Genomic DNA, 24066 nt, shown 5'->3' with positions numbered 1-24066 from the left:
GGGAAACATCCATGCGTTCAGCTTAATTATTAATATGTCCAGGATTCTGGGTACATATCACCTGAGGATGGTTCTTTTTTATTTTCTTAATTGGTGAGTGAGTTGGTAACTGGATTCTAAAATTTCGTTTTGACGGCGGTCGTCTTTTTGGAGAAGTCCAAGATACAACAAGTCGATTAAGAATAGGGAGTCGTTTCGGCTGGTGATCGCAGCAGAACGAATAATATTCTCATGTCGAGGTACCTTTAAACTATAGGTGCTGAGCGAATCGAGTTGATTGTTTCCTAAAGCGGTAATCGAAACGGTTGGAATTTCTCTCGAATGTGCAATTTCAAAGGCGCTCGTGACTTCCTTGGTTTGGGCCGAATAGCTCACCCCAATGACGAGATCGTCCGGTGTCGCACTACCAAGGCTGGCTAATTGAATATGCGAATCAGTATGGTACAGGATGTTTTTACCAATCCGACTTAATTTGAAATAAAGGTCGCTGCAGACCATCCCAGATGCTCCTACCCCAAAGGTATAAATTTTACGCGCATTCTTCATGAGGTCGATGACTTTATCCAACACGATATCATCCACGAGTTCCAAGGTCATTTCATAAGAACGAGTGACCGTGCTCATTAATTTGGATTGAATGGTTTGGATGGAATCATCTTTTTCGATTTGCTCATCAATGGTTTGCGCATTTTTTTGCGCAAGGTTTACTTTGAAACGAGAATAAGAGCGGTATCCAATCTTTTTAATGTATTTACTAATAGAAGAAGGCGAAACGCCAATATGTTCTGCCAATGTATGAATGCTAGAAGAGAGTACAATCTCTGAATGCTCTGAAATAAAAGCTTCAATTTTTTTGTCGGTGACGGTTAAATAGTTTTTCATATATAACTCCTTTCATAGAAATAATGTTTCCAAAATTATTATACTACAAGAAATATTTTTTTAAAAATATAAAGAAAATTCTAAAATTCTATTTCATTGATAACGCTTTTATGATAAAATGATTTCAGAAGGAAGTGGGAAGATGACAGATTTAATTAAGTTAGATACTGAAAAAAATAATCAACGAACAATAGATATCGATATTTTATCAACACAAGAAATCCTTCAAAAAATCAATGATGAAGATCAAACTGTTGCTTCTATTGTTTCTAAAAGCATTCCCAAAATATCAGCTTTAGTAGACCAGATTGTTGAGCGTATGCAAAAAGGTGGACGTCTATTCTATATTGGAGCTGGAACGTCGGGGAGGCTTGGAGTATTAGATGCGGCGGAATGTCCTCCAACATATGGAGTAGATAAAGGTCTAGTTGTTGGGATTATGGCAGGTGGAGATAATGCGATGTTTATTGCCCAAGAAGGAGCGGAAGATTCTCTTGAGCTAGCTCGAGGCGATTTATCTCAGTATCAAATAAATGAAAATGATACCGTAATTGGTTTAGCAGCTAGCGGTCGAACACCTTACGTGATTGGGGGATTACGTTATGCAAGAGAAATTGGGGCTTTAACTGGGGCCATCTCTTGTGTACAAAATGCAGAAATCTCTAAATTTGCAGATTATCCTATTGAGGCGGTTACAGGTGCAGAAGCGATTATGGGCTCTACACGAATGAAAGCTGGAACAGCTCAAAAGTTAATTCTCAATATGATTTCAACGAGTGTCATGATTAAGCTCGGTAAAGTGTATAAAAATTATATGGTTGACTTAAAACCAACGAATAAGAAACTTGTCGTTCGTTCTAAAAATATGATCCGTACTTTAACGGGAGTAGATGATGAGTTGGCAGAGAAGCTTTATGAAGAGAGTGGCCATAATGTAAAAAAAGCACTCATTATGGAAATAATGGATGTTGATAGGCAGACTGCCGAAGAAGCTTTAATGAAGGGAAATGGGCATATCAAGCGCGCCATCCAAGTATTAGGAGGTGATATTTAATGCAAGATATGGAACTAATTATTTTTGAAATCATCAGTAATGGTGGAAATGCCAAAGCTTTAGTATATGAAGCGATGGAAGAATCTGAAAAAGGAAATTTTGAAGAGGCTAGAAAATTACTTGAAGAGGCTGATACATTTTTAAATAAAGCACATCAAGTACAAACAGACTTAATTCAAAAAGAAGCAGCAGGTGAAAGAAATGAAGTTACAGTACTTTTTGTACATGCTCAAGATCACCTAATGACTTCTATAGAAGTTAGAACTCTAGCGGAAAACGTTATTCGAATGAATGAAAGACTTTGGAAGTTAGAACATAAAGAGTAAGGAGAAAGCGATGGTTAAATTCAGAAAATGGACCGTTAAGATTGTGGACCAAAAAAAGCAATATAAAACGGCAATGGGAACCACAGATTATGATATTCCGATGTTTGGTTATAAGAGCGTAATGCTGATTATCGCTAGTATCGTAATATCAATGTTCGTGATTCCGGCAATTTGCGATTTGGTTCATATTGACTTTAAATGGCCGTTTGTTATTTGCGGAGGGCTCATTGCAGGTTTTACAGTTTCATTTTCTCAATTCTTTGTGAATTCAAAAAAAGGAATTTCTCAAGCCTTTTGGTGGGTTGGAGGAATTTGGAGCATCGTTATCGGAATTATTTATTATTTTATCGTAATGACCGGAGTAATTTTATAATGAGTGGAGGTGAAAGTGATGAAAATTTTATTAGTTTGTTCAGGGGGAATGTCTAGCGCTATTGTTGCAAAAGCATTGCAAGATGCAGGAACTAAAGAAGGGTTAGATATTCAAGTAGATGAATGTGGTACACAAGCTTTTGCTGAGAAGGTAAAAGAAGATTATCAAATTTCTCTTGTAGCACCTCAAATTCGTCATCGTTATGATGTATTGAAAGCAAGTGCAGATGAAGCAGGGGTTCCATGTTTACTTATTAAACCACAAGGATACACTCCTCTAGGAGGACCAAAACTACTTCAACAAATTAAAGAGGAATTAGAAATATAATAAGGAAAGTGGGGATATCATATGTTTGATAAAATCACAGAGTTTATGGATACGAAGCTATCGACACCGATGGCTAAATTAGCAGAACAACGCCATTTAAGAGCGATTCGTGATGGTATTATTGCAACTCTACCAATTATTGTCGTTGCATCAATGTTTTTAGTAATTGCCTTTCTTCCAAACTCAATGCCGAAAGATTGGGGAATTACACAATTTATTCAAGCGAACCAAGCTAAAATCTTATTGCCTTACCGTGTTTCAATGTACATTATGACATTGTACGCAGTTTTCGGGATTGGATTTTCTCTAGCATCTTCTTATGATCTAGATGGATTATCCGGGGGGATTCTAGCTGAATTAGCTTATTTACTAACTATTATTCCTAAAGCAATTCCAGCTGCTTCAGCAGAAGTAAAAGCTTTAGCAGATTCAAGCGAACCTTTAAAAAATTATTTATCTTCATTGCCTTCGGGATTTGTTCTCCCGATGAGTAATTTGGGGTCCGCGGGGATGTTTATAGGGATTCTATCAGCCTTTATTGCTGTTGAAATTTATCGTTTCACTCAAAAGAGTGGATTCAAGATTTCAATGCCACCTCAAGTTCCAGCATCAGTTGCGCGTTCTTTTGAAGCTTTAACACCAACAGTTATCGTACTATTACTTGTTTCAACTGTTACTATGTTTATCGGTATCGATGTTCATAAAATTGTAGGTAGTATCGTTGCTCCACTGGTACAAGCGACAGATTCCATTTTCTCAGTTATTGTGGTGATTTTCTTATCACAATTCTTCTGGTCGTTTGGTATTCACGGTTGGTCAATCGTTGGATCTCTTGCAAGACCGTTATGGTTAGTATTGTTAGAAGAAAATACTTCAGCTTTCGCAAGCGGCTCTGCAATTCCTAATATTGCGGCTGAACCATTCTATCAATGGTTTGTAATGATTGGTGGTTCTGGGGCTACGATTGGTCTAGCTATTTTATTAATCTGGCGTTCTAAATCTGCATATGGTAAGTCTTTAGGTAAGACAGCATTTATTCCAGCAGTATGTAATATCAATGAACCTTTAATCTTCGGTACTCCTATTGTATTAAATCCACAATTAATTATTCCGTTTATTTTAGCACCATTAGCAAATGGGATTGTAACATGGATTGCAATGTCCGCTGGATTAGTGAATAAAGTTGTAGCAAGTGCACCTTGGACTCTTCCTGGACCTATTGGAGCGTTCTTAGCTACTGGTAGTGACTGGAGAGCAATCGTATTAAACGTTGTATTAATTGTATTGTCGATTTTAATTTACTACCCATTCTTTACAATGTACGACAAATCATTATTGGCTCAAGAACAAGAGCAATAAAAATGAAACTTTGAGCCCTGTTCTAGTAGCAGGGCTTTTCTATACTAAATTTTAAGGAGAAAATGAATGAGAAGATTAGGAGTATCTATATATCCAGAAAAAAGTACGGTAGAAGAAATCAAGAACTATCTTGAAGAAACGAGTCGTTTAGGCTTTTCTAGAGTTTTCTCTTGTCTATTGTCTGTGAATAAGCCTGCAGAAGAAATCAAAAAAGAATTTACCGAAATAAATACTTTTGCTCACGAACTAGGCTTTGAAATCATTGTGGATGTTTCGCCACGAGTATTTGGAGAGTTAAATATTTCATATAAGGATCTATCGTTTTTCAAAGAAATTGGGGCAGACGGCATTCGCTTAGATGCCGGCTTTTCGGGATTAGAAGAATCTATTATGACCTATAATCCAGAAAATTTAATTATCGAAATCAATATGAGCAATAATGTTCATACGATTGATACCATCATGGATTATAGACCTAATAAATATAAATTATATGGGTGTCACAATTTTTATCCACATCGTTATTCCGGTTTAAACTTAGATTTCTATAAAGAATGTACAAAACGTTTTAACAAGTATGGATTAAAAACAGCAACATTTGTCACTTCACATGATAAAGGGGTATTTGGACCTTGGCCAACTACTGAAGGATTACCAACACTAGAATTGCATCGTGAGTTGCCATTAGATGTTCAAATAAAACACCATATTGCAATGGAATTAGTGGATGATATTCTCATTTCTAATTGCTATCCAACGAAAGAAGAATTGTCTCGCATAGAAGGACTAGATTTGGATGTAGTGACTTTTGATGTTGAATTAGTTGAAGGCATTCCGGAGATAGAAAAGAAAATTGTATTAGAGGAATTTCATTTCAATAGAGGAGATCAGAATGACTACTTTATTCGTTCGACACAGAGTCGTGTGAAGTATAAAGGACATCGATTTGAAGTGTTTAATGCTCCTAATCAGATTAAGAGAGGCGATATTTTAATCGAAAGTAGTGAATATGGTCATTATGCAGGAGAATTACAAATCGCCTTGAAGGATATGGAGAATTCAGGTAAGACCAATGTTGTTGGAAAAGTAGTGGATATTGAACACTTTATTTTAGATGAAATTAAACCTTGGCAGAAATTTAAATTTAGACTTAAATAAGCAGAATGGAGAAAACAATGAAGATATTATGGGGCGGAGCAACAGCAGCTAGTCAATATGAGGGCGGATTTACTCTGGAAAAAGGCCTAGATACACAAGATTGTAGACCCTATTTACCTCGTACTTCGAATGCCACAGAAGAAACTCGATTATTAACAAGAGAAAAAATAGAAGAAGCTAAAAATGAAGCGTCTAAACAATACTATCCTTTTAGAAATGGAACAAAAGGGTTTGAACACCTAGAAGAGGATATAGAGTATTTTGCCGAATTAGGGTTAGACTTATATAGATTTTCGATTAGCTGGTCAAGACTTTTTCCTAAAGGAATCGAAGAAGAACCTTCCCAAGAAGGAGTTGCTTATTATGATAAAGTGTTCCAGTTGTTAGCAGAGAAAAAAATCAAAATATTTCTAACATTAAACCACTATGCGATGCCTATCTATTTAGTAGAGCAATATGGAGGATGGAAAGGCAGAGAATGTATTGATCATTTTCTTCACTTTGCAGCCTTTGTGTTTGAGAGGTGGGGACATTTAGTCGAATATTGGCTACCGTTTAATGAAATCAACGCAGGGTATTTTAGTCCTTATAATGGCGTTGGTTTATTAAAAGGAGAAAATGGATATCAATTGTCAGATGTTTTCCAAGCGTTACATCATCAGTTTGTAGCTAGCGCTAAAACCATTCAACTAGCAAGAAAAATGAACTTACCAGGTCGTTTTGGTTCCATGATCGCTTGCTTCTGCTATTATCCATTAACGAGCAAACCTGAGGACAATTTGAAATTGGTGTTTGAAGAACAAATGAACCAGTGGTACTGTATGGATATTTTATCAAAAGGTGAGTATCCATATTACGCAGAAACATTCTTTAAACAAAAAGGTATTCATTTAACGATTACAGATGAGGACAGAAGATTGTTAAAAGAAAATACTTGCGATTTTGTTTCGATTTCATTTTATACTTCCTCAGTAATTACTGTAGATGAAGCAGACAAAACCGCTGGAAACTTAGTGGTTTCTACTAAAAATCCATACTTGAAAGCAAGCGAATGGGGGTGGCAAATAGATCCGGTAGGATTAAGAACGTCTCTTCATAGAGTTTACGAACGATACGGGAAACCTGTGATTGTGTCTGAAAATGGGTTAGGCGCTCGAGACGTATTAACCGAAAAACATCAAATCCATGATGATTATCGCATTGAGTATATGAAGTCGTATTACGAGCAAGCTCAATTAGCATTTGAGGATGGAGTTCCTCTTGAAGCGTTTATTGCATGGGGGATTGTGGATATCGTTTCAGCAGGTAGTTGTGAAATGGATAAACGTTATGGAGTGATTTATGTAGATGCTGACAATCACGGAAATGGTAGCTATGCGAGATATAAAAAAGATAGTTTCTATTGGTATAAGGAGTTTATTCAAAATTATAAGAAAGAAGACTGATAGTATGGTAATTGTTGTTAGTCCTTTAATGCATGACAAGATTATTAAAATTATTGATGAGATACCAGGTACGAATTATCAATTTATCAAAAAAGAGGGAATTAATTTGTATTTTGAAGTAGCCCCTTCGTCGGATGAAGAGGCTGCTCAGTTGATTAAAAGTACTTTAAAGGCAAATCCTATTAGCAAAGCATTAATGTTCAAAGTGTTAACGAAAGAATATATATAGGAGATGAGTTCAAATGGATAAGTTAACGAGCTTTGTAGAAGAAAAAATTGCACCACCACTCATTAGATTTTCACAAATTAGATATGTACAAGTAATGCAACGGATGGGTTTAGGCATTATGAGTTTATTGATTATTGGATCATTATTCCTCATTCTTGCTTCCTTCCCATATCAACCTTATTTAGATTTTTTAGGAGATTTTAGAAAGACATTAGCTGCTGGAGCGGGTATTGGTACAGCATTTATTGGAGTATTTACCGTAATGACGGTTTCTTATGGGTTAACCGAATGGTATAACGAAAATAAAGGCATGAAGATGGATATTATTCAACCTGTCGTTTTATCTACAGCAAGTTATCTATTATTAAATCCTGCTAAAACTGTAAATGTAGTTGTTGATGCTGGAGCAAATCCTGCTAAATTTACAGGGGTTCCAACTCAGTACCTAGGAGCTCTTGGCGTGTTTACAGCGATTATTGTAGGGATTGTTTCTGTAGAAATTTATCGATTGATTATTCAAAAGAAAATTGTCATTAAATTACCTGAAAATGTTCCACCAATGGTATCTCAAGCATTTATTGCATTGATTCCAAGTTTTGTAGTTGTAGTTTTCTGGTGGTTTGTCGGTCATGTATGTGGTGTAGAAATTCCAAAAATGATTCAAAAATTATTTGAACCATTAGTGTCTATTGGGGATACTCCAATTGCAGTTATCCTAGCCTCCTTACTTAACCGCGTGTTATGGGCAGTAGGGATTCACGGTGGTAATATTGTAAGTAGTGTCGGCGGAACGATTTGGCAACAAATGGTAGCAGCAAACCAAGAAGCTTTTGCGGCTACACAGTCATTCCAAGGTCTACCATATACATTTACTTCTCTTTATATGGATAACTATATTTGGACAGGGTTGTTCCCATTAGCCTTAGTTATGACATTCTCAAAATCTCCACGACTAAAAGCGCTTGGTATTCTTGCATTGCCTGCAACTTTATTCAATATTGGCGAACCATTAATTTTTGGTATTCCAATCATGATGAACCCAGTCTTAATGATTCCGTTCGTATTAAGTTATGTTATGTTAGCGATTATCTCAGTAACGTTAACTAGTTTTGGTATTTTGCCAACTCCTGTATTATCTGTTCCTTGGATTATGCCTGCACCAATTAAAACATTCTTGGCAACAAATGCATCAATTTGGCCAGCAATCTATGTTCTCCTTGGATGGATTGTAATGGCAATTATTTTCTATCCATTTGTAAAAACAATTGAGAAAAAAGATCTAGCAGAAAAAGCAGAAAATGGAGAATTGTTATATTCGTAATGTGATGATGCGAAGACTGATGTAGATTTCTGCATTAGTCTTCTTTTATAGGAGGAAATGTGCATGTTAGGAGCATCCATTTATTTTTCAACGCCATTAGAAGAAAACGAAAGATATTTAAAAGAAATCAGTCTATTTAACGTAAAATATATCTTTACTTCTATGCAAATCCCTGAAGAAAAAACGGAGCAACAGTTAAAACTATTGAAAAAATTTATTTCAGTAACGAACCGCTTAGGAATGAAATTAATGGTGGATATATCCCCGGAAACTTTTCGTAAATTTAATGTTCAAAAGGAAAAAGCGATTGATTTCTTGAAAAGTTTGGATGTGAAATGCGTTCGAGTGGATTATGGATTTGATTATTCAGAAATAAAAGCTTTTTCGAATGAGTTTGAAGTAGTGTTGAATGCAAGTACTATTGATGAAGATTTTTATCAAAAGGGATTAGAAAAAGGGTTAGATTTCACTAAATTAATCGCTTGCCATAATTTTTATCCTCGCAAAGATACAGGTTTAGACAAGGACTGGATTATTCAAAAAAACAAAAAACTGAAAACTTTTGGCTTGAAAGTAATGATGTTTATTCCAGGAGATGAGAAAAAAAGAGGACCCGTTTTTGAAGGCTTGCCTACTGTGGAAGCTCATCGAAGTCAGTCCGTGTTTACAAGTTTTGTTGAATGCCTGGAAGATTTGCTTGCAGATGAAGTACTTATTGGAGATATCAAGGCTTCTCATAAAGAATTAGCGAAAATTAAAGACTATATTGACAATGGTGTCATTACACTGGAAGTTGAGCATCTAAGCGACTTGGAGTATATAGATAGATGTTTATCGAATAGAAAAGATGTAGCAATGAATGTCGTTCGTTGCGTGGAGTCCCGAACAATACTAAAGAAACAAGATATTGTCCCTTATAATACCGTCCAAAGAGAAATAGGTACTATAACGATGGATAATGAGCGTTACGGTCGTTATCAAGGAGAAGTGCAAATTGTTAGACGACCATTAGAAGCTGACGAGCGTGTAAATGTGATTGGAGAAGTATGTGAAGCCTCTAAGGGACTTTTGCAGTATATAAAAGATGGGACAAAATTTAAGTTTGTAGGAGTGGATAAAGATGAAAACAATCATGTTAGTTTGTAATGCAGGGATGTCGACAAGTTTATTAGTGAATAAAATGAAGGCTGCGGCATCCGAAATCGAAAATGAAACTTTTGATATTTTTGCAACTCCTTTAAGTGGAGTAAAGAATGAATTAGAAGTGAAGTCGGTAGATATTATACTAGTAGGACCACAAGTTCGATTTAAATTAAAAGAGTTGAAAGAAAAATATGAGCCCGTGATTATTGTAGATACGATTAATGTTCAAGATTATGGTATGATGAACGGAGCCAATGTCTTAAAGGCTGCGTTAAAGAAACTACAGTAACAAAGTGAGTGTATAACATGAGTGTTTTATATAAAATAAAAAGTTCAATGGATGTTTTTACCGAAACAGAGAGAATTATTGCTGAATTTATTTTTAAGAATAGACAAGTTGTATTAGACTCGAATGCAAAAGAGCTCGGGGAAATAACGAAAACCTCTGCTTCAGCATGGGTGCGATTTTCTAAAAAAATGGGATATAAAGGGTTACCTGCTTTTAAAGTGGAGCTAGCAAAAGAAAAGGTCTCCGACCTAATTGGAGACGATATTGAGACATTCTTGAATCCACATGATTCTTTAATGACGCTACTTCAAAAAACAGAAAACATGCTATCTCAAAATGTAAAAGAAACCTTCAGCTTGCTAGATTATCATGAATTGGAAAAAGCAATAGAGTTAATTAGTAGTGCAAAAACTGTTTTTCTGTTAGGAATCGGAGGAAGCAGTATTGTTTGCTTAGATTTCTATCATAAAATGACTCGAATTCATCAGAACATCATTTATGATCGTGATCTACATACTTTAATGGCACGTATTGCTCAGTTAGATAAAGACGATGTCATTATTGTTGTGAGTTATAGTGGAGAAACGGAATCCATTAATTCTATTGCGAAAGTTGCGAAGAAAATTGGAGCAAAAATAGTAGGTGTTACAAAGTACAACCTTAAATCAACACTGTCGACATTATCTGACTTAAGATTATTTGTACCTGTAGAGGAAAAAGAAATTCGTTTAGGGTCGATTACATCTAGAAATAGTTTATTAACGATTACGGATTTACTATATTATGGAATCGCTAAAAAAGACTTTAATTTAACAAAAGACTTACTGGTTAGAACGAGACAGTTTATCAAGGAGGTTCAATGATGCTAGCAGTTGGTTTAATGTCAGGAACATCCTTAGACGGAGTCGACGCGGTGCTCTGTGAGATTACAGGAAAAGACGAAACCACTACCGTTAAACAATTACATTTTAAGACCTATGAAATCCCAGAGAATCTTAGAAATAAAATTAGAAAATGCTGTAGTAGAGAATGTATCCCAGTCGATTTAATCTGTTCATTGAATTTTGAATTAGGGTATCTTTTTGCAGAAGCGGTGAAGAGTTTATGTCAAGATGCCCATGTTGCTTTAGAAGACCTTTCATTTATTGCAAGTCATGGGCAAACGATATTTCATATTCCAAAAGCTTATGCAGACTATGTGCCAAGTACTTTACAAATTGGAGAGGCTGCTATTATAGCGAATGAATGCAAAACAACAGTCATTTCTAATTTTAGAGTGATGGATATGGCAGTCGGAGGGGAAGGAGCTCCTCTCGTTCCGTATAGTGAATACTTGCTTTATAGCCGAAGTCAAGAGTCTGTAGCTTTGCAAAATATCGGTGGGATTGGGAATGTGACCGTTCTACCTAAAAAAGGAGATAATAAGCAAGTTATAGCTTTTGATACGGGTCCAGGAAATATGATGATTGATGAAGCAGTTCGCCAATTACATGGAGAAAAATATGACAAAGGCGGCTTCTTTGCTAGACAAGGCCAAATCATCCCTTCATTAGCAGCGGAATTAACAAACCATCCATATTTTCAAATGGACATCCCGAAAACAACAGGAAGAGAAATGTTTGGTGAGCATTTTACGAAAACCATTCTCGAACGATACAACAGCGAAGAGCCCAATGATATCATCCATACATTCACATGGTTTACGGCTTATTCTATTGCGTTTCATTATAAAAAGTATCTCGTAGATGCATACAAGCTTAAAAATTGTATTGTTGGTGGCGGTGGGGCCTATAATTCTTTTTTACTAGAATTGATTCAAAAAGAAATGCCAGATATTGAAGTGTCTACTCAAGAGTCGCTCGGTTATTCCTCAGACGCTAAAGAGGCGATTGCGTTTGTCGTTCTTGGAAACCAAACGTATCACAAAAGGCCTTCCAATGTTCCTTCTGCTACAGGGGCTAGTAAAAGTGTCATATTAGGTCAATTGACCTATCCTACCTTATAAAAACAAAAAATCCTATTGCTGATTCGTAGCAATAGGATTTTGTTTTTATAGATAAAAGACACTTTCGTTTGCGGGTCTGGAAGAAACGACTTGAACGTTTTTTTTGGCGGATTTCATCTCGTTGATAAAGGAATTAAAGACAAAAGCATTTTTTTGAATAACACTGCCTTCAAAAGCAACGACTACATCGGTATCTTCATTACAAGATAATAAAGTCTTGGCGATATCCCGTCCGGCTTGAATCGCAAGCGATTGTAAAAATTGATTCCCTTCAAAGGAAGTATACAAGGTTGCTAGTTTTGCGACTTCAGTTTTTGGTTTTGAATAGACCGTTTGAATGATAGAACTTCGATCAGGAAAACGCTCTTTAAGTGTAGGTACTAATTCCATAAAGTCTAGAGGACTCTCTGAAAAATCAATATAATGGATATATGCTTTTAAAATCTCTTTTCCAAGCCAATAACCACTGCCTTCGTCGCCTAATATATGTCCCCAACCGCCTTTTTGAACAAACTGCCCTTTTTGACGAGAAAGAAGGGAAGAACCAGTTCCTGCAATAAAAAGATTACCATCATTGTTTTTAAAGGTTGCGATATGGCTCATTTTCAAGTCGGAATCAACCGTAAATCGACATTGTATTTTATGTTTGAAAGTAGCATTTAATTCCGAAAGAAGCGTTCCTGCTCCTGCCATTCCGATAGAGATAGAAGAAATATCAGAGTATGACAGACGATTTTTAGACAGTAATGTCTCTATGACTTGCATGACATTAGAAACTGCTAAATCAAAGTTCACAATCGGATTACCCATTTCTCCAGTATATTCGTCTACTTTTTGTGTTTGTTTATATAAGATTCCTGTTGTCTTTGTTCCGCCAGCATCTATCCCAATTTTCATCGAATCCCTCCTCTTGTTTGTTACTATTATCGTAAATCAAATAGGGAATGAATGCAATCTCATTTTTATTATGAAGCTTTGTTTTTTTAGGTGTTGTAACAGTGATTTTTCACTAGAAGCTTCTATATTAAAATAGAAAAATCACAAATTTTGTGATACTCTAGATAAGTATAAATTTTAAAGAAAGCAAAGGGGGCCTTTGGATGATAGAGCTGATTGCAACAGTTGAATCGATCCAACAAGCAAAAGATTTGCTTGAAGCAGGCGTGGATACGATTTATTTCGGGGAGGACCAATTTGGGCTTCGTCTTCCGATGTCGTTTACACGTGAGGAACAAAAAGAATTAACAGAATTGGCGCACCAATATGGGAAGAAAGCAAGTGTTGCGGTAAACGCGATTTTCCATAATGAAGGGATTGCGCTCGTTCCGGAATACTTAACCTTTTTAAAGGAAATTGGTGTGGATAACATTGCGGTAGGAGATCCAGGAGTGGTTCAAATTATGAAGAATCCTGAGTATTCGATTCCGTACCGTTATGATGCGGCCGTACTAGTGACAAGTAGTCGTCAAGTCAACTTCTGGGGAAAACGTGGTGCCGTTGGTGCGGTGATTGCGCGTGAAATTCCTCGTGAAGAGATGAAAATCTTGGCAGCGGGTGTAGAAATTCCAATTGAGGTTCTTGTTTATGGAGCAACTTGTATCCATCATTCAAAACGTCCACTTTTAAATAACTATTTCAATTATATTGAGAAAAAAGAATCGGTTGAAAAACGCCGTGGTCTGTTTGTGTCAGAACCAGCAGATGACGATTCTCACTATTCAATTTATGAAGACATTAACGGAACGCATATTTTTGCGAATAACGATGTGTCTCTTGCGCCGTATTTGTTAGAGTTAACAGAAATGGGCATCCCGCAATGGAAGCTAGACGGAGTGCTCGCTCCAGGGGAAAACTTTGTTGAAGTAGCGAAATTATTCGTGAATGCTCGTAATGAAATCGAAGCAGGAACATGGACTACTGAAAAGAGCGCCAGTCTTGAATTACAAGTGCGTGCCCTTCATCCAGAAGTTCGTGGCCTTGAAGCAGGATTTTACTTATTAAATCCAGAAGATGTGAAATAGGAGAGAGTCAAATGGGAAGAAAGATATTGAAAAAACCTGAAGTACTTGCTCCAGCGGGTACTCTTGAAAAATTAAAAACAGCTATTTTATACGGAGCAGATGCCGTTTTCCTTGGTGGGGAAGCGTACGGACTTCGTAGCCGTGCAGGGAACTTTGACTTTGCGGAAATGAAAGAAGCCGTTGATTTTGCCCATGCACATAATGCAAAAGTATATATCGCAGCAAACATGGTGACACACGAAGGAGACGAAAAAGGAGCAGGAGATTTCTTCCGTACCGTTCGTGACATCGGAATCGATGCAGCCATTATTAGTGACATGGCCTTAATGGATATCTGTGCCTCAGAAGCACCAGGATTACCTATCCATTTATCAACACAATCTTCAGCAGCTAACTATGAAACGCTCAACTTCTGGAAAGACGAAGGATTAGAACGTGTCGTATTAGCGCGTGAAGTTTCAATGGAAGAAATCAAAGAAATGCAAGAAAAAGTGGATGTCGAAATTGAAGCATTCATCCACGGTGCAATGTGTATTTCTTATTCAGGACGTTGTGTATTATCTAACCACATGGTACATCGTGATGCGAACCGTGGTGGATGTGCGCAATCTTGTCGTTGGAAATACGGTCTGTTTGATATGCCATTTGCTGGTGAAAAGAATATGGTTGGTGCGGGTGAAGAAGGAATCGAAGAGAAATTCTCTATGAGTGCCGTTGACCTAGCGATGATTCAGAACCTACCAGATTTAATTGAAGCTGGTGTAGATAGTTTGAAGATTGAAGGTCGTATGAAGTCCATTCACTATGTTTCTACGGTTTCAAATGTTTACCGTGCAGCGGTGGATTCTTACTGCGAAGATCCAGACAACTATGTATGTAAACAAGAATGGATTGACGAGTTATGGAAAGCAGCCCAACGTGAATTAGCAACTGGGTTCTATTACCAAGTTCCAACCGAACATGAGCAATTATTTGGCCCACGCCGTCAAATTCCTCAATATGCTTTCGTTGGACAAGTGCTGGAATATGATCCAGAAACACAAATGGCAACCGTTCAACAACGAAACAACTTCAAAGTAGGAGATCAAATCGAGTTCTACGGACCTGGAATGCGTCATCACGAAGAAGTATTAACTCAGTTGTGGGATGAAAATGGGGAAGAAATCGAAGCAGCTCCTCATGCCATGATGATTTGTAAAATGAAAGTAACGGAACCAGTAAAACCGTTAGATATGATTCGCAAACGTCGTTAAGATGAATTTTGAATAGAAAGAAGGAATGTAAATGTCATTACCAAATTGCCCTAAATGTGGTTCAGAATACACATACGAAGATGGTGTATTATTAGTATGCCCTGAGTGTGCATATGAGTGGGAACCAGGCTCAGAAGTTGAAGAAGGTCCTGTAGCGATCGATGCAAACGGAAATAAATTACAAGACGGCGATACTGTAACAGTTATCAAAGACTTGAAAGTAAAAGGCGCTCCGAAAGATATTAAGCAAGGAACACGTGTGAAGAATATTCGCATCGTGGAAGGCGATCATAATATCGATTGTAAGATAGATGGATTCGGCGCAATGAAACTTAAATCTGAGTTTGTTAAAAAGATTTAATGGGGGTCCCGTAGGGACTTTCAAAAAGCTCCCCCTAGAATTTTTATAGTTGTTATAATAGCGATACCGGATTGAGCCTTGCGTCTCAATCCTACCAAGCTTCAAACTGACTCTACGGGTTTCACCCTAGAGTCAGTAATTCACATTGGTTATGAACTCGCTATTACAACTACTATAAATCTAGGGGGGCTTTTTTTCGTCCCTCGACTCAGTGAAATTTACCAAACTCAGTAATAAGTTTTATTGCTTCTCAGTAAGGGAAGGGTTTCGGAGTGTATTGAGCCAAGGTCTCAATCCTACCGAGCCTCAAAGATTCTCTAGAAAATCAATTTTCAAGAGAATCTAATTCGCATCGGTTACTAATCGCTATTGTTGTTATTATAGAATCCAAAGGGCTATTTCTGTAGTTCCTCGACGTAGTGAAGTTTTTTCTAAACTCGATATAAGTTTCCTGCTTTTCAGGAAGAAAACAGGATTCTGCTCATACAGGAGATGGGAAGAGAGATTTTTTGAAGCAAGATAGTGTAAAATAAAGGTTGTTAGTAAGGAGTGATATTATGGAACAACGAACGATGGGGCAAGAGCGTTTAAGTGCATTTATTGATGCGGTGATTGCCATTATTATGACGATTTTAGTACTAGAATTAGATAAACCGAAGACGCTTGATTGGCAAGGGTTATGGGAACTACGTGAAAACTTTTTTGCATATGCATTGTCCTTTTTCTGGTTAGGAGCAATGTGGGTGAATTTACATGCGTATTCTCACAGAACGGAGAAAATTACTCAAAAAACGGTCTGGGCTGCGATGGTTATGTTATTTTTTGCTTCGCTATTCCCATATGCGACCAATTTGATAGCGATGGATTTTTATAATGCGACTGTGCAGGTATTTTATGGAATTATTGTGCTACTCATTACTGCAGCAACATTAGTTTTCTACAGAACGGTATCTGAAGTTAATCCGTCTGAGGAATTTCGTCAAATGAGTGAAAAGCGTGGTAGGTGGATAAAGTGGGACATCCTATTCAAAATTATCGGTCTCATCTGTTCTCTTACTATTTTCCCAATTGGGACAAGTTTAGCTGTTTTCATTACACTCTGCGGATTAGTCATTCCTAATCAGTTCCGTAATTAAAATTTAATAAATAAGGATTGTATGCATAGGAATCGTTTTCTTATGCATATTTTTATGACTTATTTTAGACCAGCGTTCTTGAAATTTGATTTCTACTGTGTTACATTCAAACTAAGGAGTCGAAAACGCTTTTGTGTAGGCGTTTCTGTGCTTTTTTTCACATATTTCAAATAGGAGAAGTGGCAGTTTTGGAACAGTATCATACAGGTACCATTCGATTGATGGGAACCGTCATCGAATTGAAAATTGCGCATCCAGAAGGCGAGCGTTTAGTGGCTGAAGTTTTCGAGCAATTGAAACGATATGAGCATCGTTTTAGCGCGAATGACCCCACTTCAGAACTGATGGCTGTAAACTTGGCAGCTGGGAAACATGCGGTTAATGTTCATCCAGAGATTTTTCATTTAGTGAAATTGGGACTGGAGAATAGTTTAGCTGTGGGGAGTCGGATGAATATCTTGATTGGCCCGGTTGTTCAAACATGGCGCGTGGGCTTTAGTGATGCACGAGTACCAACGGATGAGGAAATTAAGGCCAAACTGCAACTGACCGATGCAACGAAAGTCGAATTGGATGAAGCCAGTCAGACGATTTTTCTGTTGGAAGAAGGAATGCGAATCGACCTTGGCTGTATTGCCAAAGGGTACATTGCTGACTTAGTGATGCAACAGCTGAAAGAGCTTGGAGTGACCTCTGCGCTTATTAACCTTGGTGGGAATGTTCTCACGCTAGGCCCTGCTATTCATCATGAAGATGGGAATTGGTGGATTGGGATTCAAAATCCTAAACTCCTGCGTGGAGAAAATGTGGCGCTTCTTCCGATTCAAGAGGAGTCGATTGTCACATCAGGTGTCTACGAGCGGGTACTTGAAGTGGATGGGAAGAAATACCATCATATTTTGGACCCTAATACAGGATATCCAGCAGAGACGGACGTTGCTAGTCTAACGATTGTATCGAAGCAGTCAGTCGATTGTGAGATATGGACAACAAGACTCTTTGGGAAAAAAGCACATGAAATCTTATTCGAAGTGGAACAAAACCCTAACATCGAAGCTGTGTTGATTTTAGACGATGATCGTATTTTCTACACATCAGGACTCGCTTCAAAGATTCAATTACTCGAAAGGAAGTACTCAAATGGTTAAATTAATCGGTTTAGTCGGAACAAACTCAAAAAAATCAACAAACCGTCAACTATTACAATACATTCAAAAACATTTTTCAGAACAGGCGGAAATTGAACTTGTCGAAATTAAAGACTTACCAATGTTCAACAAACCAACTCCAAAAGTAGTGCCACAAGAAGCACAAGTAATTGCAGATAAAATTGCTGCAGCAGATGGAGTCATCATTAGTACACCAGAATATGATCACTCATGCCCAGCTGTATTAATGAACGCTTTAGCATGGTTATCTTATGGTATCTATCCATTATTAAACAAACCTGTCATGATTACAGGAGCATCATACGGAACACTCGGATCTTCACGTGCACAAAGTCAATTACGTCAAATTTTAGACGCACCAGAAATTAAAGCACGCGTTTTACCAAGTGATGAATTCTTATTAGGTCACGCCTTACAAGCATTCGACGAAGAAGGCAACTTAAAAGATGCAGCAACTGTTGAAAAATTAGAAAAGATTTTCGCAGATTACTTATTATTCATTGAAATTACAGGACAATTAGTTCGTGCCAACGAAGCTCGTGCAAAAGAAGCGAAAAACTTCTCATGGGACAGTTCTAAAAAATAAGGAGTGACAGTAAAGTATGAAAATTATTGGTATCGTAGGATCAAATGCGGAATTTTCGCATAACCGTTTATTATTACAATTTATCGAAAAGAAATTCAGTGACTTATTCGAGTTTGAAATCTTAGAAATTAAAGATATTCCAATGTTCAACCAAGACGAAGATCAATCTAAGAGCTTCCCAGTACAATACATGTACAACAAATTAATCCGTGCAGATGGTGTGATTATCGCTACACCTGAACACAACCACACAATTACAGCTGCTTTGAAGAGCACATTAGAATGGATGTCATTCAACTTACACCCATTCGAAAACAAACCTGTCATGATTATGGGAGCTTCTCACTATGATCAAGGAACTTCTCGTGCGCAAGTGCATTTACGTAAAATCTTGGACGCTCCAGGGGTAAACGCATATGTATTGCCAGGGAACGAATTCCTATTAGGAAAAGCAAAAGAAGCGTTTGATGAAGAAGGAAATATTAAGAGTGAAGGAACTGTAGCGTTCTTACGTTCATGCTTAGAAAACTTCGTGAAATATGTGGAGGTTGTAAAAGTGTTACGCAAACCATTACCAACTCCTCCAGAAGATTTAGACTGCACAAACCCAATTTCTACAACAGTTCAAGGCGTAGATCCTGATGATCCAGAATGGGTTGAAAAAGCAAGTGAAATCGTTGGAGCGGCTCAAGGAAACGACTATGTTCGCTTAGACCACGGTTTATTAACCGTTGACCAAATCGATATGTTCTTAAAAGCTTTACCATTTGAAGTAACATATGCCGATGACAACAACCAATTCTTGTACTATAACTTCAACAAACCAGCAAACAAAATGTTGGCTCCGCGTGTGCCATCTCAATCTGGTAACCGTTTAGGAACTGTTCACCCACCACGTACCTTCAAAAATGTGGAATACCTCATTGCGAACTTACGTGCAGGAAACGTGGATTACTTCCGTACAATCGTTCCGAACACTCCACCAGAAATCATCAACGTACACAACTATCAAGCAATGTACTATCCTGATGGTTCTTACGCTGGAATTAACGAAATCGTATTTGACTTCAAACCATGGTTAGATTGGTACTTACAAACAACTGGCCAACGTTTAGTCAGCGCAAGTGGGGCAGCTCCTGTAGCTGACGCAACAAGCGGCGCTTCAAACAGCGGACATTCAGCTCCTGCTCCTGCAGCAGATGCGACAAGTGGTGCTTCAGATAGCGGGCATTCAGCTCCAGCTCAAGCACAAGCAGTAGACGCAACAAGCGGTGCTTCAGAACATTAAAATTTAAAGCGAGAAAGCTAGGCAAATGTTGGCCTAGCTTTTTTGTGTTTTTTATAGATATAATGGACCTTTGTTCACGCCTCGGAAACAACTGGAAACTGTTTTCTTAAAATTAACTAAAATGTAATGTTCCTAGTATCCAAGTGTAGTGGTTTTGAGATATAATAGATAGGAGTTTAAGGAATGGAGAAAAACAGTGGGGACTATGAATTATCAAACAACACCTTCTCAAGCACCGACGCACCCACATCCTCCCAAGCAAAAAGAGAAAAAACGGAGTGCGGTATTTGATGGCTTGAAAGGTTTTTTTATACTAGCAATTATTACATATTATTATTTTCAACATTTATTACCGGGCGAATTTTTAGCCGTTAACGGATTTTTAGTGGTCGGAGGCTACTTGACGTTCCGGCATAATATCAAAACATTTGCGGAAGATTATAAAGAGCGTTTCCCAGTGAGAAGCTTAAAGAGAATGTTCTTCCCGATGCTCTTTATGATTGTCGTGACAGTCGCGTTTTTATTCGTGGCAGCACCGCAATTACTATCCAATATCCGAGGAATGGCGCTTTCGGCATTATTCTTCGTCAATAATGATTATCAAATTTTCTCGCAGCAATCTTATTTCGTACAATCCGCGAATCCAAGTCCGTTTGTACATCTCTGGTATGTATCCCTTTATGTGCAATTGTTAATCGTTGGATATCTCCTTCGAAAACTGATGAAGAAACTCAACTTCCTCAGAATGCAGGAGTTTGCCTTACTCGCATTCTTGACGCTTGCGTCTGCAGCGGGAATGGCGGCACTTTATTGGTTTGAACAGGATCCGTCTCATGTGTACTATTTAGTATCGACACGTCTGTTCTCGTTCACATTCGGGGCACTCTTAAGTTACATTCATGAAGGAAAATTACTACTTCCTGAGCGCGAGACAGGTTCTGTGGTTCCAAACGCATTGAGCCTCCTCTGTTTAGGAGCTTTAGGCTGGATGTTTACGACTTTCAACGGAACGCAAGCAGAAGTCTATTACATGATGATGTTTATTTCATCGTTCGTGATGATGCTTCTGTTATCTTGCTCGATTCGTGAAGGAGTAGGGATTCATTACATCTTCAGTTTTAAAGGATTTACTTTCTTTGGAAAGAGAAGTTTCTCATACTACTTATGGTTTTATCCAATTCATCTCATCGCTCCAACATTTTTACGTGGAATCGATGAGCAGTGGCTATCTGTTGGGATTCAATTTGTGCTGATTTTCGTGATGGCAGAAATTACGTATCAACTCTTTGAGAGAGACCGCTTCGTTCTTCCGATTGGACAAGCACATAGTCCGTATAATTTAACGGCTTATGGAAAATCGAATCTTCCAAAAGGCATGAAGCAGTTTGGACTCGTGTTCTCACTCATGTATGTCATCTGTATCGGGCTTGCAGGTCTTGGATTTGCACAAGAGAAAAATCAAAACTCAGCCGTTCAAGAGGTTGAGGAGAAAATTCGTCAAAACCAAGCGCTCTTACAAGAGGCAACAGCCGAGCCAACAACTGAAGGGACAATGACGATTAGTAATGAAATTAAAGCGAATGTGGAACAACAAGTGAAGCAAACACCGATTACCTTCGTTGGAGACTCAGTACTATTAGCGACAGCCAATAAGATTCGTGAAGTATTCCCGAACACTTATGTAGATGGAGAAGTAGGACGCCAGTTGTATTACAGCACACCAATCGTTCAAAAGTTGGCGCAACAAGGTAAACTTTCTCAAACCGTGGTATTTGTCCTTGGTTCAAACGGTGCTTTCTCTGCTTCCCAAATCGATGCATTGATTCAAGCGACAGGTAACCGTGAGATTTTCTTAGTCACAGCCGGTTATGAAATTAAATGGGCCAAAGAAGTTAATGAGCAGTTAAAAGCAGCTGCAGAACGTTATCCAAATGTTCATTTAATTGACTGGGGAACTTACGCCAAAGGTCATACAAAAGAATGGCTCTTTGATGATGAGATTCATCCAAACGATACGGGGGCAGCGGAATTAGCAAACCTCATCTTACAAGAAATGGTGAAATTAAAATTACAATAATCGTTGAGACGACTCGATTTTGAGTCGTCTTTTTTCTTTGAAACAAAGTATAAATTTCTAATTATCTTTTTATATTTTCTTAAATGCTCGTAAAGCCTTATTCTATGTGCTTTCGAGTATTTTTACTGTAGGAAGATACTTCACGTTTCTTTGCATATTTCCTCATGTCTTAGCTGTCAGAAGTGGTAAATAAGTAGTAAATTCATTTGTACTACTAAGCAACAAGACGCTCCTGTTGCTTCTCTTTATTCAAGCGTTTCATTTCTGCCATTGCAGAATCGAATGTTGCATGTGCGTAATAGTTCAGCGTCATGGCTATATTAGCATGTCCCATAATGTACTGTAATGCCTTTGGATTCATTCCTGCATTTGCATAGTTGGTACAGAATGTATGTCGCAAACTATGTGGAGTGATGTGTGGCAATTTATCCTCGTTATACTTATTGTATTTCTTAACAAGACCTTTCATCATGCCGTTGTAATCACTTGCCACTTTTGGATAGTTCTTTCTATTAAGAAAGAGGAAATCACTATATCCATCAATCTCAACACGCTTATCATTCTTTCGATTCGCTAACACTCGCTTAAATGCTTGATAGGCTTCTTCAACCATAGGAACTTGACGTTCGCCACTTTTGGTCTTTGGTGTTTCAATGTAGTACCCAATTTCAGTATCTCTCAATAGCTGATGGTCTATATTGACAAGACGATTCTCAAAATCTAAATCTGGAAGTGTCAAACCACCAAACTCTGAAATACGAAGACCTGTTTTTAAGAGTATCAGAATTTCATCATAATTTTTGCTGTAGGTTTTATCAGCTTTTGCAAAGGCTAACAGTTTTTCTTCCTGTTCTTCTGTTAGTACGGTCTTAGGGACAGTATCATCATCAAGAACTGCTTTCAGTTGAAAGTCAAATGGATTCTTCCGAACACAATCATCTTGTATAGCAATATAGAATGAAGCCTTTAAAGAACGTTTGTAGTTATTGATGGTTTGATAAGCATAACCATTTTCACTCATTCTAATAGCCCATTCTTTAGCGTCTGATGGCTTAATACTGTCAATACTTCTTACACCTAACTTGTCTTTCTTCAAAATATCCATAAGATATTTGCGTCCAGTTTCAGTGTTTTTTCTAACCTTTGGTCTTTGAGCGTTCTGTTTTGCGTAAAGCTGGCAGAGTGTCATTTTCTTTCCTACAACATCAATACCATCATGAATGTCTTTCTGTAACTCTGCGATTTTCTCTCTAAGTGAGATACAATCACGCTTTCCTGCTGGTACTCGGTCTGTAGCCACAAGTTTCCACGAGTAAACAAATTGCGGTTCTCCAAATGAATCTATATATTTGTATAAGTATCTTCCGTCTTTTCGTTGGCTCTCTCCAGTCTTTAAGATTCGACCTTTATTGTCACGTCTTTTTTCTGACATGGCATTTGCTCCTTTCCTTTATGGAAAGAGCCTTGATACGACTTAATACTATTTTATCATATACAAGACCCTTTGGCGACGCTAGATTGCGTCCAATGTATCTATAATTTTTTCAAATTGTTTTCGTTTAATCTGAATACGATTGCCATTCATAATCAGCCAATTTGCATTTTTATTTTCCTCTGCCAAGCGTCGTAGCTTGTTTTCGCCAATACGAAAATATTTTGACGCTTCTTCAATGGTTAGGGTATAACGTTCCCAAATAGGAATGTCAGTCTGCTTCATAAAATCCTCCTTTCCAAATCACTTATTTGGATTTCATAAAAGTTGTTTTACCAGCAATCGAACAGCTTTAGCAAAGCTCACGGGAGTTCCACCCCTGCATGGTTCTCATGTAGCCATACTCATTGCCTGCGACGGTTTTATCACGCTCGGACTATTGACTGTATGGGAGTATCATTATCACGATAAGAATGTCGTTGCAGGCAATCCTGCTAAAGATTGCTTCTCGGATCACTAACATGAATCGCTCGCTATCTTTATAAGATAGGTCATGGCGGTTAGTTCCGTTGGCTCTTTTCTTATCGAAACGTATTCGATTACTTTTATTCAGTTTTCAAAGAACAATGGCTCGTTAGCCTATCAAAACACATTGAAAGCTCAATATGCTTTGGTGGAATAACAAACCTCCCTGTTCGGGAAGCGTGGAATGGTTTAGCACGCTTCCACGAAAGGAGAGAGGATATTACTTAATTTCAAATGACAAAATCTTTGTAATCAGTCTGGTTTCCATTCTTCCACGTAAGACTTCATCAACGACCATACTTTGATT

Annotated in this window: 28 protein-coding genes; 23 read left to right on the top strand and 5 right to left on the bottom strand. The window is 37.7% G+C overall.

Annotation, left to right across the window (positions count from 1 at the left end; genetic code table 11):
• Nucleotides 1-78 precede the first annotated feature (78 nt).
• Entirely contained in the window at nucleotides 79-882 is an 804-nt protein-coding gene (locus tag HMPREF3106_RS06160) for a MurR/RpiR family transcriptional regulator (RefSeq protein ID WP_070445063.1), read from the bottom strand.
• Between the two features lie 142 nt (nucleotides 883-1024).
• Between HMPREF3106_RS06160 and murQ the strand changes: the two genes are divergently transcribed.
• From murQ to anmK, 13 genes are all read left to right on the top strand, one after another.
• Entirely contained in the window at nucleotides 1025-1936 is a 912-nt protein-coding gene (murQ, locus tag HMPREF3106_RS06155) for an N-acetylmuramic acid 6-phosphate etherase (RefSeq protein WP_070445060.1), read from the top strand.
• A complete protein-coding gene (locus tag HMPREF3106_RS06150) occupies nucleotides 1936-2262 on the top strand; it encodes a PTS lactose/cellobiose transporter subunit IIA (protein WP_005607782.1) in 327 nt (108 codons plus the stop codon). The genes murQ and HMPREF3106_RS06150 overlap by 1 nt, the downstream gene beginning before the upstream one ends.
• Nucleotides 2263-2272: 10 nt before the next feature.
• Nucleotides 2273-2635, top strand: coding sequence for a hypothetical protein (locus tag HMPREF3106_RS06145; RefSeq protein ID WP_070445057.1), 363 nt, complete (start codon nucleotides 2273-2275; stop codon nucleotides 2633-2635).
• An 18-nt stretch (nucleotides 2636-2653) separates the two neighbouring features.
• Nucleotides 2654-2962 carry a PTS sugar transporter subunit IIB gene (locus HMPREF3106_RS06140; protein WP_039849255.1) on the top strand — a complete coding sequence of 103 codons (309 nt, stop codon included), beginning with the start codon at nucleotides 2654-2656 and terminating at the stop codon, nucleotides 2960-2962.
• 21 nt (nucleotides 2963-2983) lie between these two features.
• Complete coding sequence (locus tag HMPREF3106_RS06135; protein WP_005607776.1) at nucleotides 2984-4321, top strand: PTS sugar transporter subunit IIC; 1338 nt, start codon at nucleotides 2984-2986, stop codon at nucleotides 4319-4321.
• A 66-nt stretch (nucleotides 4322-4387) separates the two neighbouring features.
• Nucleotides 4388-5479 carry a DUF871 domain-containing protein gene (locus HMPREF3106_RS06130; RefSeq protein WP_070445054.1) on the top strand — a complete coding sequence of 364 codons (1092 nt, stop codon included), beginning with the start codon at nucleotides 4388-4390 and terminating at the stop codon, nucleotides 5477-5479.
• A gap of 17 nt (nucleotides 5480-5496) precedes the next feature.
• Nucleotides 5497-6924, top strand: a complete 1428-nt coding sequence (locus HMPREF3106_RS06125) for a glycoside hydrolase family 1 protein (protein WP_070445051.1) — start codon at nucleotides 5497-5499, stop codon at nucleotides 6922-6924.
• 4 nt (nucleotides 6925-6928) lie between these two features.
• On the top strand, nucleotides 6929-7153 hold the full coding sequence (locus HMPREF3106_RS06120; RefSeq protein WP_070439477.1) for a hypothetical protein: 225 nt from the start codon (nucleotides 6929-6931) through the stop codon (nucleotides 7151-7153).
• A 13-nt stretch (nucleotides 7154-7166) separates the two neighbouring features.
• On the top strand, nucleotides 7167-8474 hold the full coding sequence (locus tag HMPREF3106_RS06115) for a PTS sugar transporter subunit IIC (protein WP_070439474.1): 1308 nt from the start codon (nucleotides 7167-7169) through the stop codon (nucleotides 8472-8474).
• Between the two features lie 63 nt (nucleotides 8475-8537).
• Entirely contained in the window at nucleotides 8538-9620 is a 1083-nt protein-coding gene (locus tag HMPREF3106_RS06110) for a MupG family TIM beta-alpha barrel fold protein (protein ID WP_070439471.1), read from the top strand.
• On the top strand, nucleotides 9595-9906 hold the full coding sequence (locus HMPREF3106_RS06105) for a PTS sugar transporter subunit IIB (protein WP_070439468.1): 312 nt from the start codon (nucleotides 9595-9597) through the stop codon (nucleotides 9904-9906). The genes HMPREF3106_RS06110 and HMPREF3106_RS06105 overlap by 26 nt, the downstream gene beginning before the upstream one ends.
• 17 nt (nucleotides 9907-9923) lie before the next feature.
• A complete protein-coding gene (locus HMPREF3106_RS06100) occupies nucleotides 9924-10769 on the top strand; it encodes a MurR/RpiR family transcriptional regulator (protein ID WP_070445048.1) in 846 nt (281 codons plus the stop codon).
• Nucleotides 10769-11911, top strand: coding sequence for an anhydro-N-acetylmuramic acid kinase AnmK (anmK, locus tag HMPREF3106_RS06095; RefSeq protein WP_070439463.1), 1143 nt, complete (start codon nucleotides 10769-10771; stop codon nucleotides 11909-11911). Before HMPREF3106_RS06100 ends, anmK begins: the two co-directional genes overlap by 1 nt.
• A gap of 45 nt (nucleotides 11912-11956) precedes the next feature.
• On the opposite strand, the gene HMPREF3106_RS06090 is transcribed toward anmK, so the two are convergent.
• Entirely contained in the window at nucleotides 11957-12808 is an 852-nt protein-coding gene (locus HMPREF3106_RS06090; protein WP_070439461.1) for a BadF/BadG/BcrA/BcrD ATPase family protein, read from the bottom strand.
• A gap of 203 nt (nucleotides 12809-13011) precedes the next feature.
• Here HMPREF3106_RS06090 and HMPREF3106_RS06085 point away from each other — a divergent pair, with 203 nt between their 5' ends.
• The 8 genes from HMPREF3106_RS06085 to HMPREF3106_RS06050 all read left to right on the top strand — a co-directional run bounded on the left by HMPREF3106_RS06085 (nucleotide 13012) and on the right by HMPREF3106_RS06050 (nucleotide 21802).
• Nucleotides 13012-13932 carry a peptidase U32 family protein gene (locus HMPREF3106_RS06085; RefSeq protein WP_070445045.1) on the top strand — a complete coding sequence of 307 codons (921 nt, stop codon included), beginning with the start codon at nucleotides 13012-13014 and terminating at the stop codon, nucleotides 13930-13932.
• Nucleotides 13933-13943: 11 nt separating this feature from the next.
• On the top strand, nucleotides 13944-15185 hold the full coding sequence (locus tag HMPREF3106_RS06080; protein WP_005607759.1) for a peptidase U32 family protein: 1242 nt from the start codon (nucleotides 13944-13946) through the stop codon (nucleotides 15183-15185).
• 31 nt (nucleotides 15186-15216) lie between these two features.
• A complete protein-coding gene (locus HMPREF3106_RS06075) occupies nucleotides 15217-15546 on the top strand; it encodes a zinc ribbon domain-containing protein YjdM (protein ID WP_005607758.1) in 330 nt (109 codons plus the stop codon).
• A gap of 572 nt (nucleotides 15547-16118) precedes the next feature.
• Nucleotides 16119-16682, top strand: a complete 564-nt coding sequence (locus tag HMPREF3106_RS06070) for a TMEM175 family protein (protein ID WP_371327439.1) — start codon at nucleotides 16119-16121, stop codon at nucleotides 16680-16682.
• A gap of 221 nt (nucleotides 16683-16903) precedes the next feature.
• Nucleotides 16904-17830 (top strand): FAD:protein FMN transferase, encoded by a 927-nt coding sequence (locus HMPREF3106_RS06065; protein WP_070445066.1) that lies wholly within the window; start codon nucleotides 16904-16906, stop codon nucleotides 17828-17830.
• The gene (locus tag HMPREF3106_RS06060; protein WP_005607755.1) at nucleotides 17823-18437 is read left to right on the top strand and encodes an NADPH-dependent FMN reductase; all 615 of its coding nucleotides are present in this window, start codon (nucleotides 17823-17825) and stop codon (nucleotides 18435-18437) included. Before HMPREF3106_RS06065 ends, HMPREF3106_RS06060 begins: the two co-directional genes overlap by 8 nt.
• Nucleotides 18438-18453: 16 nt before the next feature.
• Nucleotides 18454-19725 carry an NAD(P)H-dependent oxidoreductase gene (locus HMPREF3106_RS06055; protein WP_070445038.1) on the top strand — a complete coding sequence of 424 codons (1272 nt, stop codon included), beginning with the start codon at nucleotides 18454-18456 and terminating at the stop codon, nucleotides 19723-19725.
• 205 nt (nucleotides 19726-19930) lie between these two features.
• Nucleotides 19931-21802, top strand: a complete 1872-nt coding sequence (locus tag HMPREF3106_RS06050) for an acyltransferase family protein (protein ID WP_371327438.1) — start codon at nucleotides 19931-19933, stop codon at nucleotides 21800-21802.
• A 214-nt stretch (nucleotides 21803-22016) separates the two neighbouring features.
• On the opposite strand, the gene HMPREF3106_RS06045 is transcribed toward HMPREF3106_RS06050, so the two are convergent.
• Entirely contained in the window at nucleotides 22017-23234 is a 1218-nt protein-coding gene (locus HMPREF3106_RS06045) for a tyrosine-type recombinase/integrase (RefSeq protein WP_001291561.1), read from the bottom strand.
• Nucleotides 23235-23315: 81 nt separating this feature from the next.
• Complete coding sequence (locus tag HMPREF3106_RS06040) at nucleotides 23316-23519, bottom strand: excisionase (protein WP_000814511.1); 204 nt, start codon at nucleotides 23517-23519, stop codon at nucleotides 23316-23318.
• Here HMPREF3106_RS06040 and HMPREF3106_RS09665 point away from each other — a divergent pair.
• Nucleotides 23503-23754 (top strand): hypothetical protein, encoded by a 252-nt coding sequence (locus tag HMPREF3106_RS09665; RefSeq protein WP_001845478.1) that lies wholly within the window; start codon nucleotides 23503-23505, stop codon nucleotides 23752-23754. The two genes, HMPREF3106_RS06040 and HMPREF3106_RS09665, sit on opposite strands and share 17 nt — an antisense overlap.
• Before the next feature lie 33 nt (nucleotides 23755-23787).
• Nucleotides 23788-23916, top strand: coding sequence for a hypothetical protein (locus HMPREF3106_RS09705; protein WP_000301356.1), 129 nt, complete (start codon nucleotides 23788-23790; stop codon nucleotides 23914-23916).
• 63 nt (nucleotides 23917-23979) lie between these two features.
• Here HMPREF3106_RS09705 and HMPREF3106_RS09295 read toward each other — a convergent pair.
• The coding region (locus tag HMPREF3106_RS09295; protein WP_210384827.1) for a helix-turn-helix domain-containing protein at nucleotides 23980-24066 on the bottom strand (87 nt) is incomplete at its 5' end.

It is taken from the genome of Granulicatella sp. HMSC31F03 (assembly GCF_001807725.1).
In the GTDB taxonomy this organism is placed as follows: Bacteria; Bacillota; Bacilli; order Lactobacillales; family Aerococcaceae; genus Granulicatella; species Granulicatella adiacens.
This window is presented reverse-complemented; position numbering and strand designations above follow the sequence as displayed.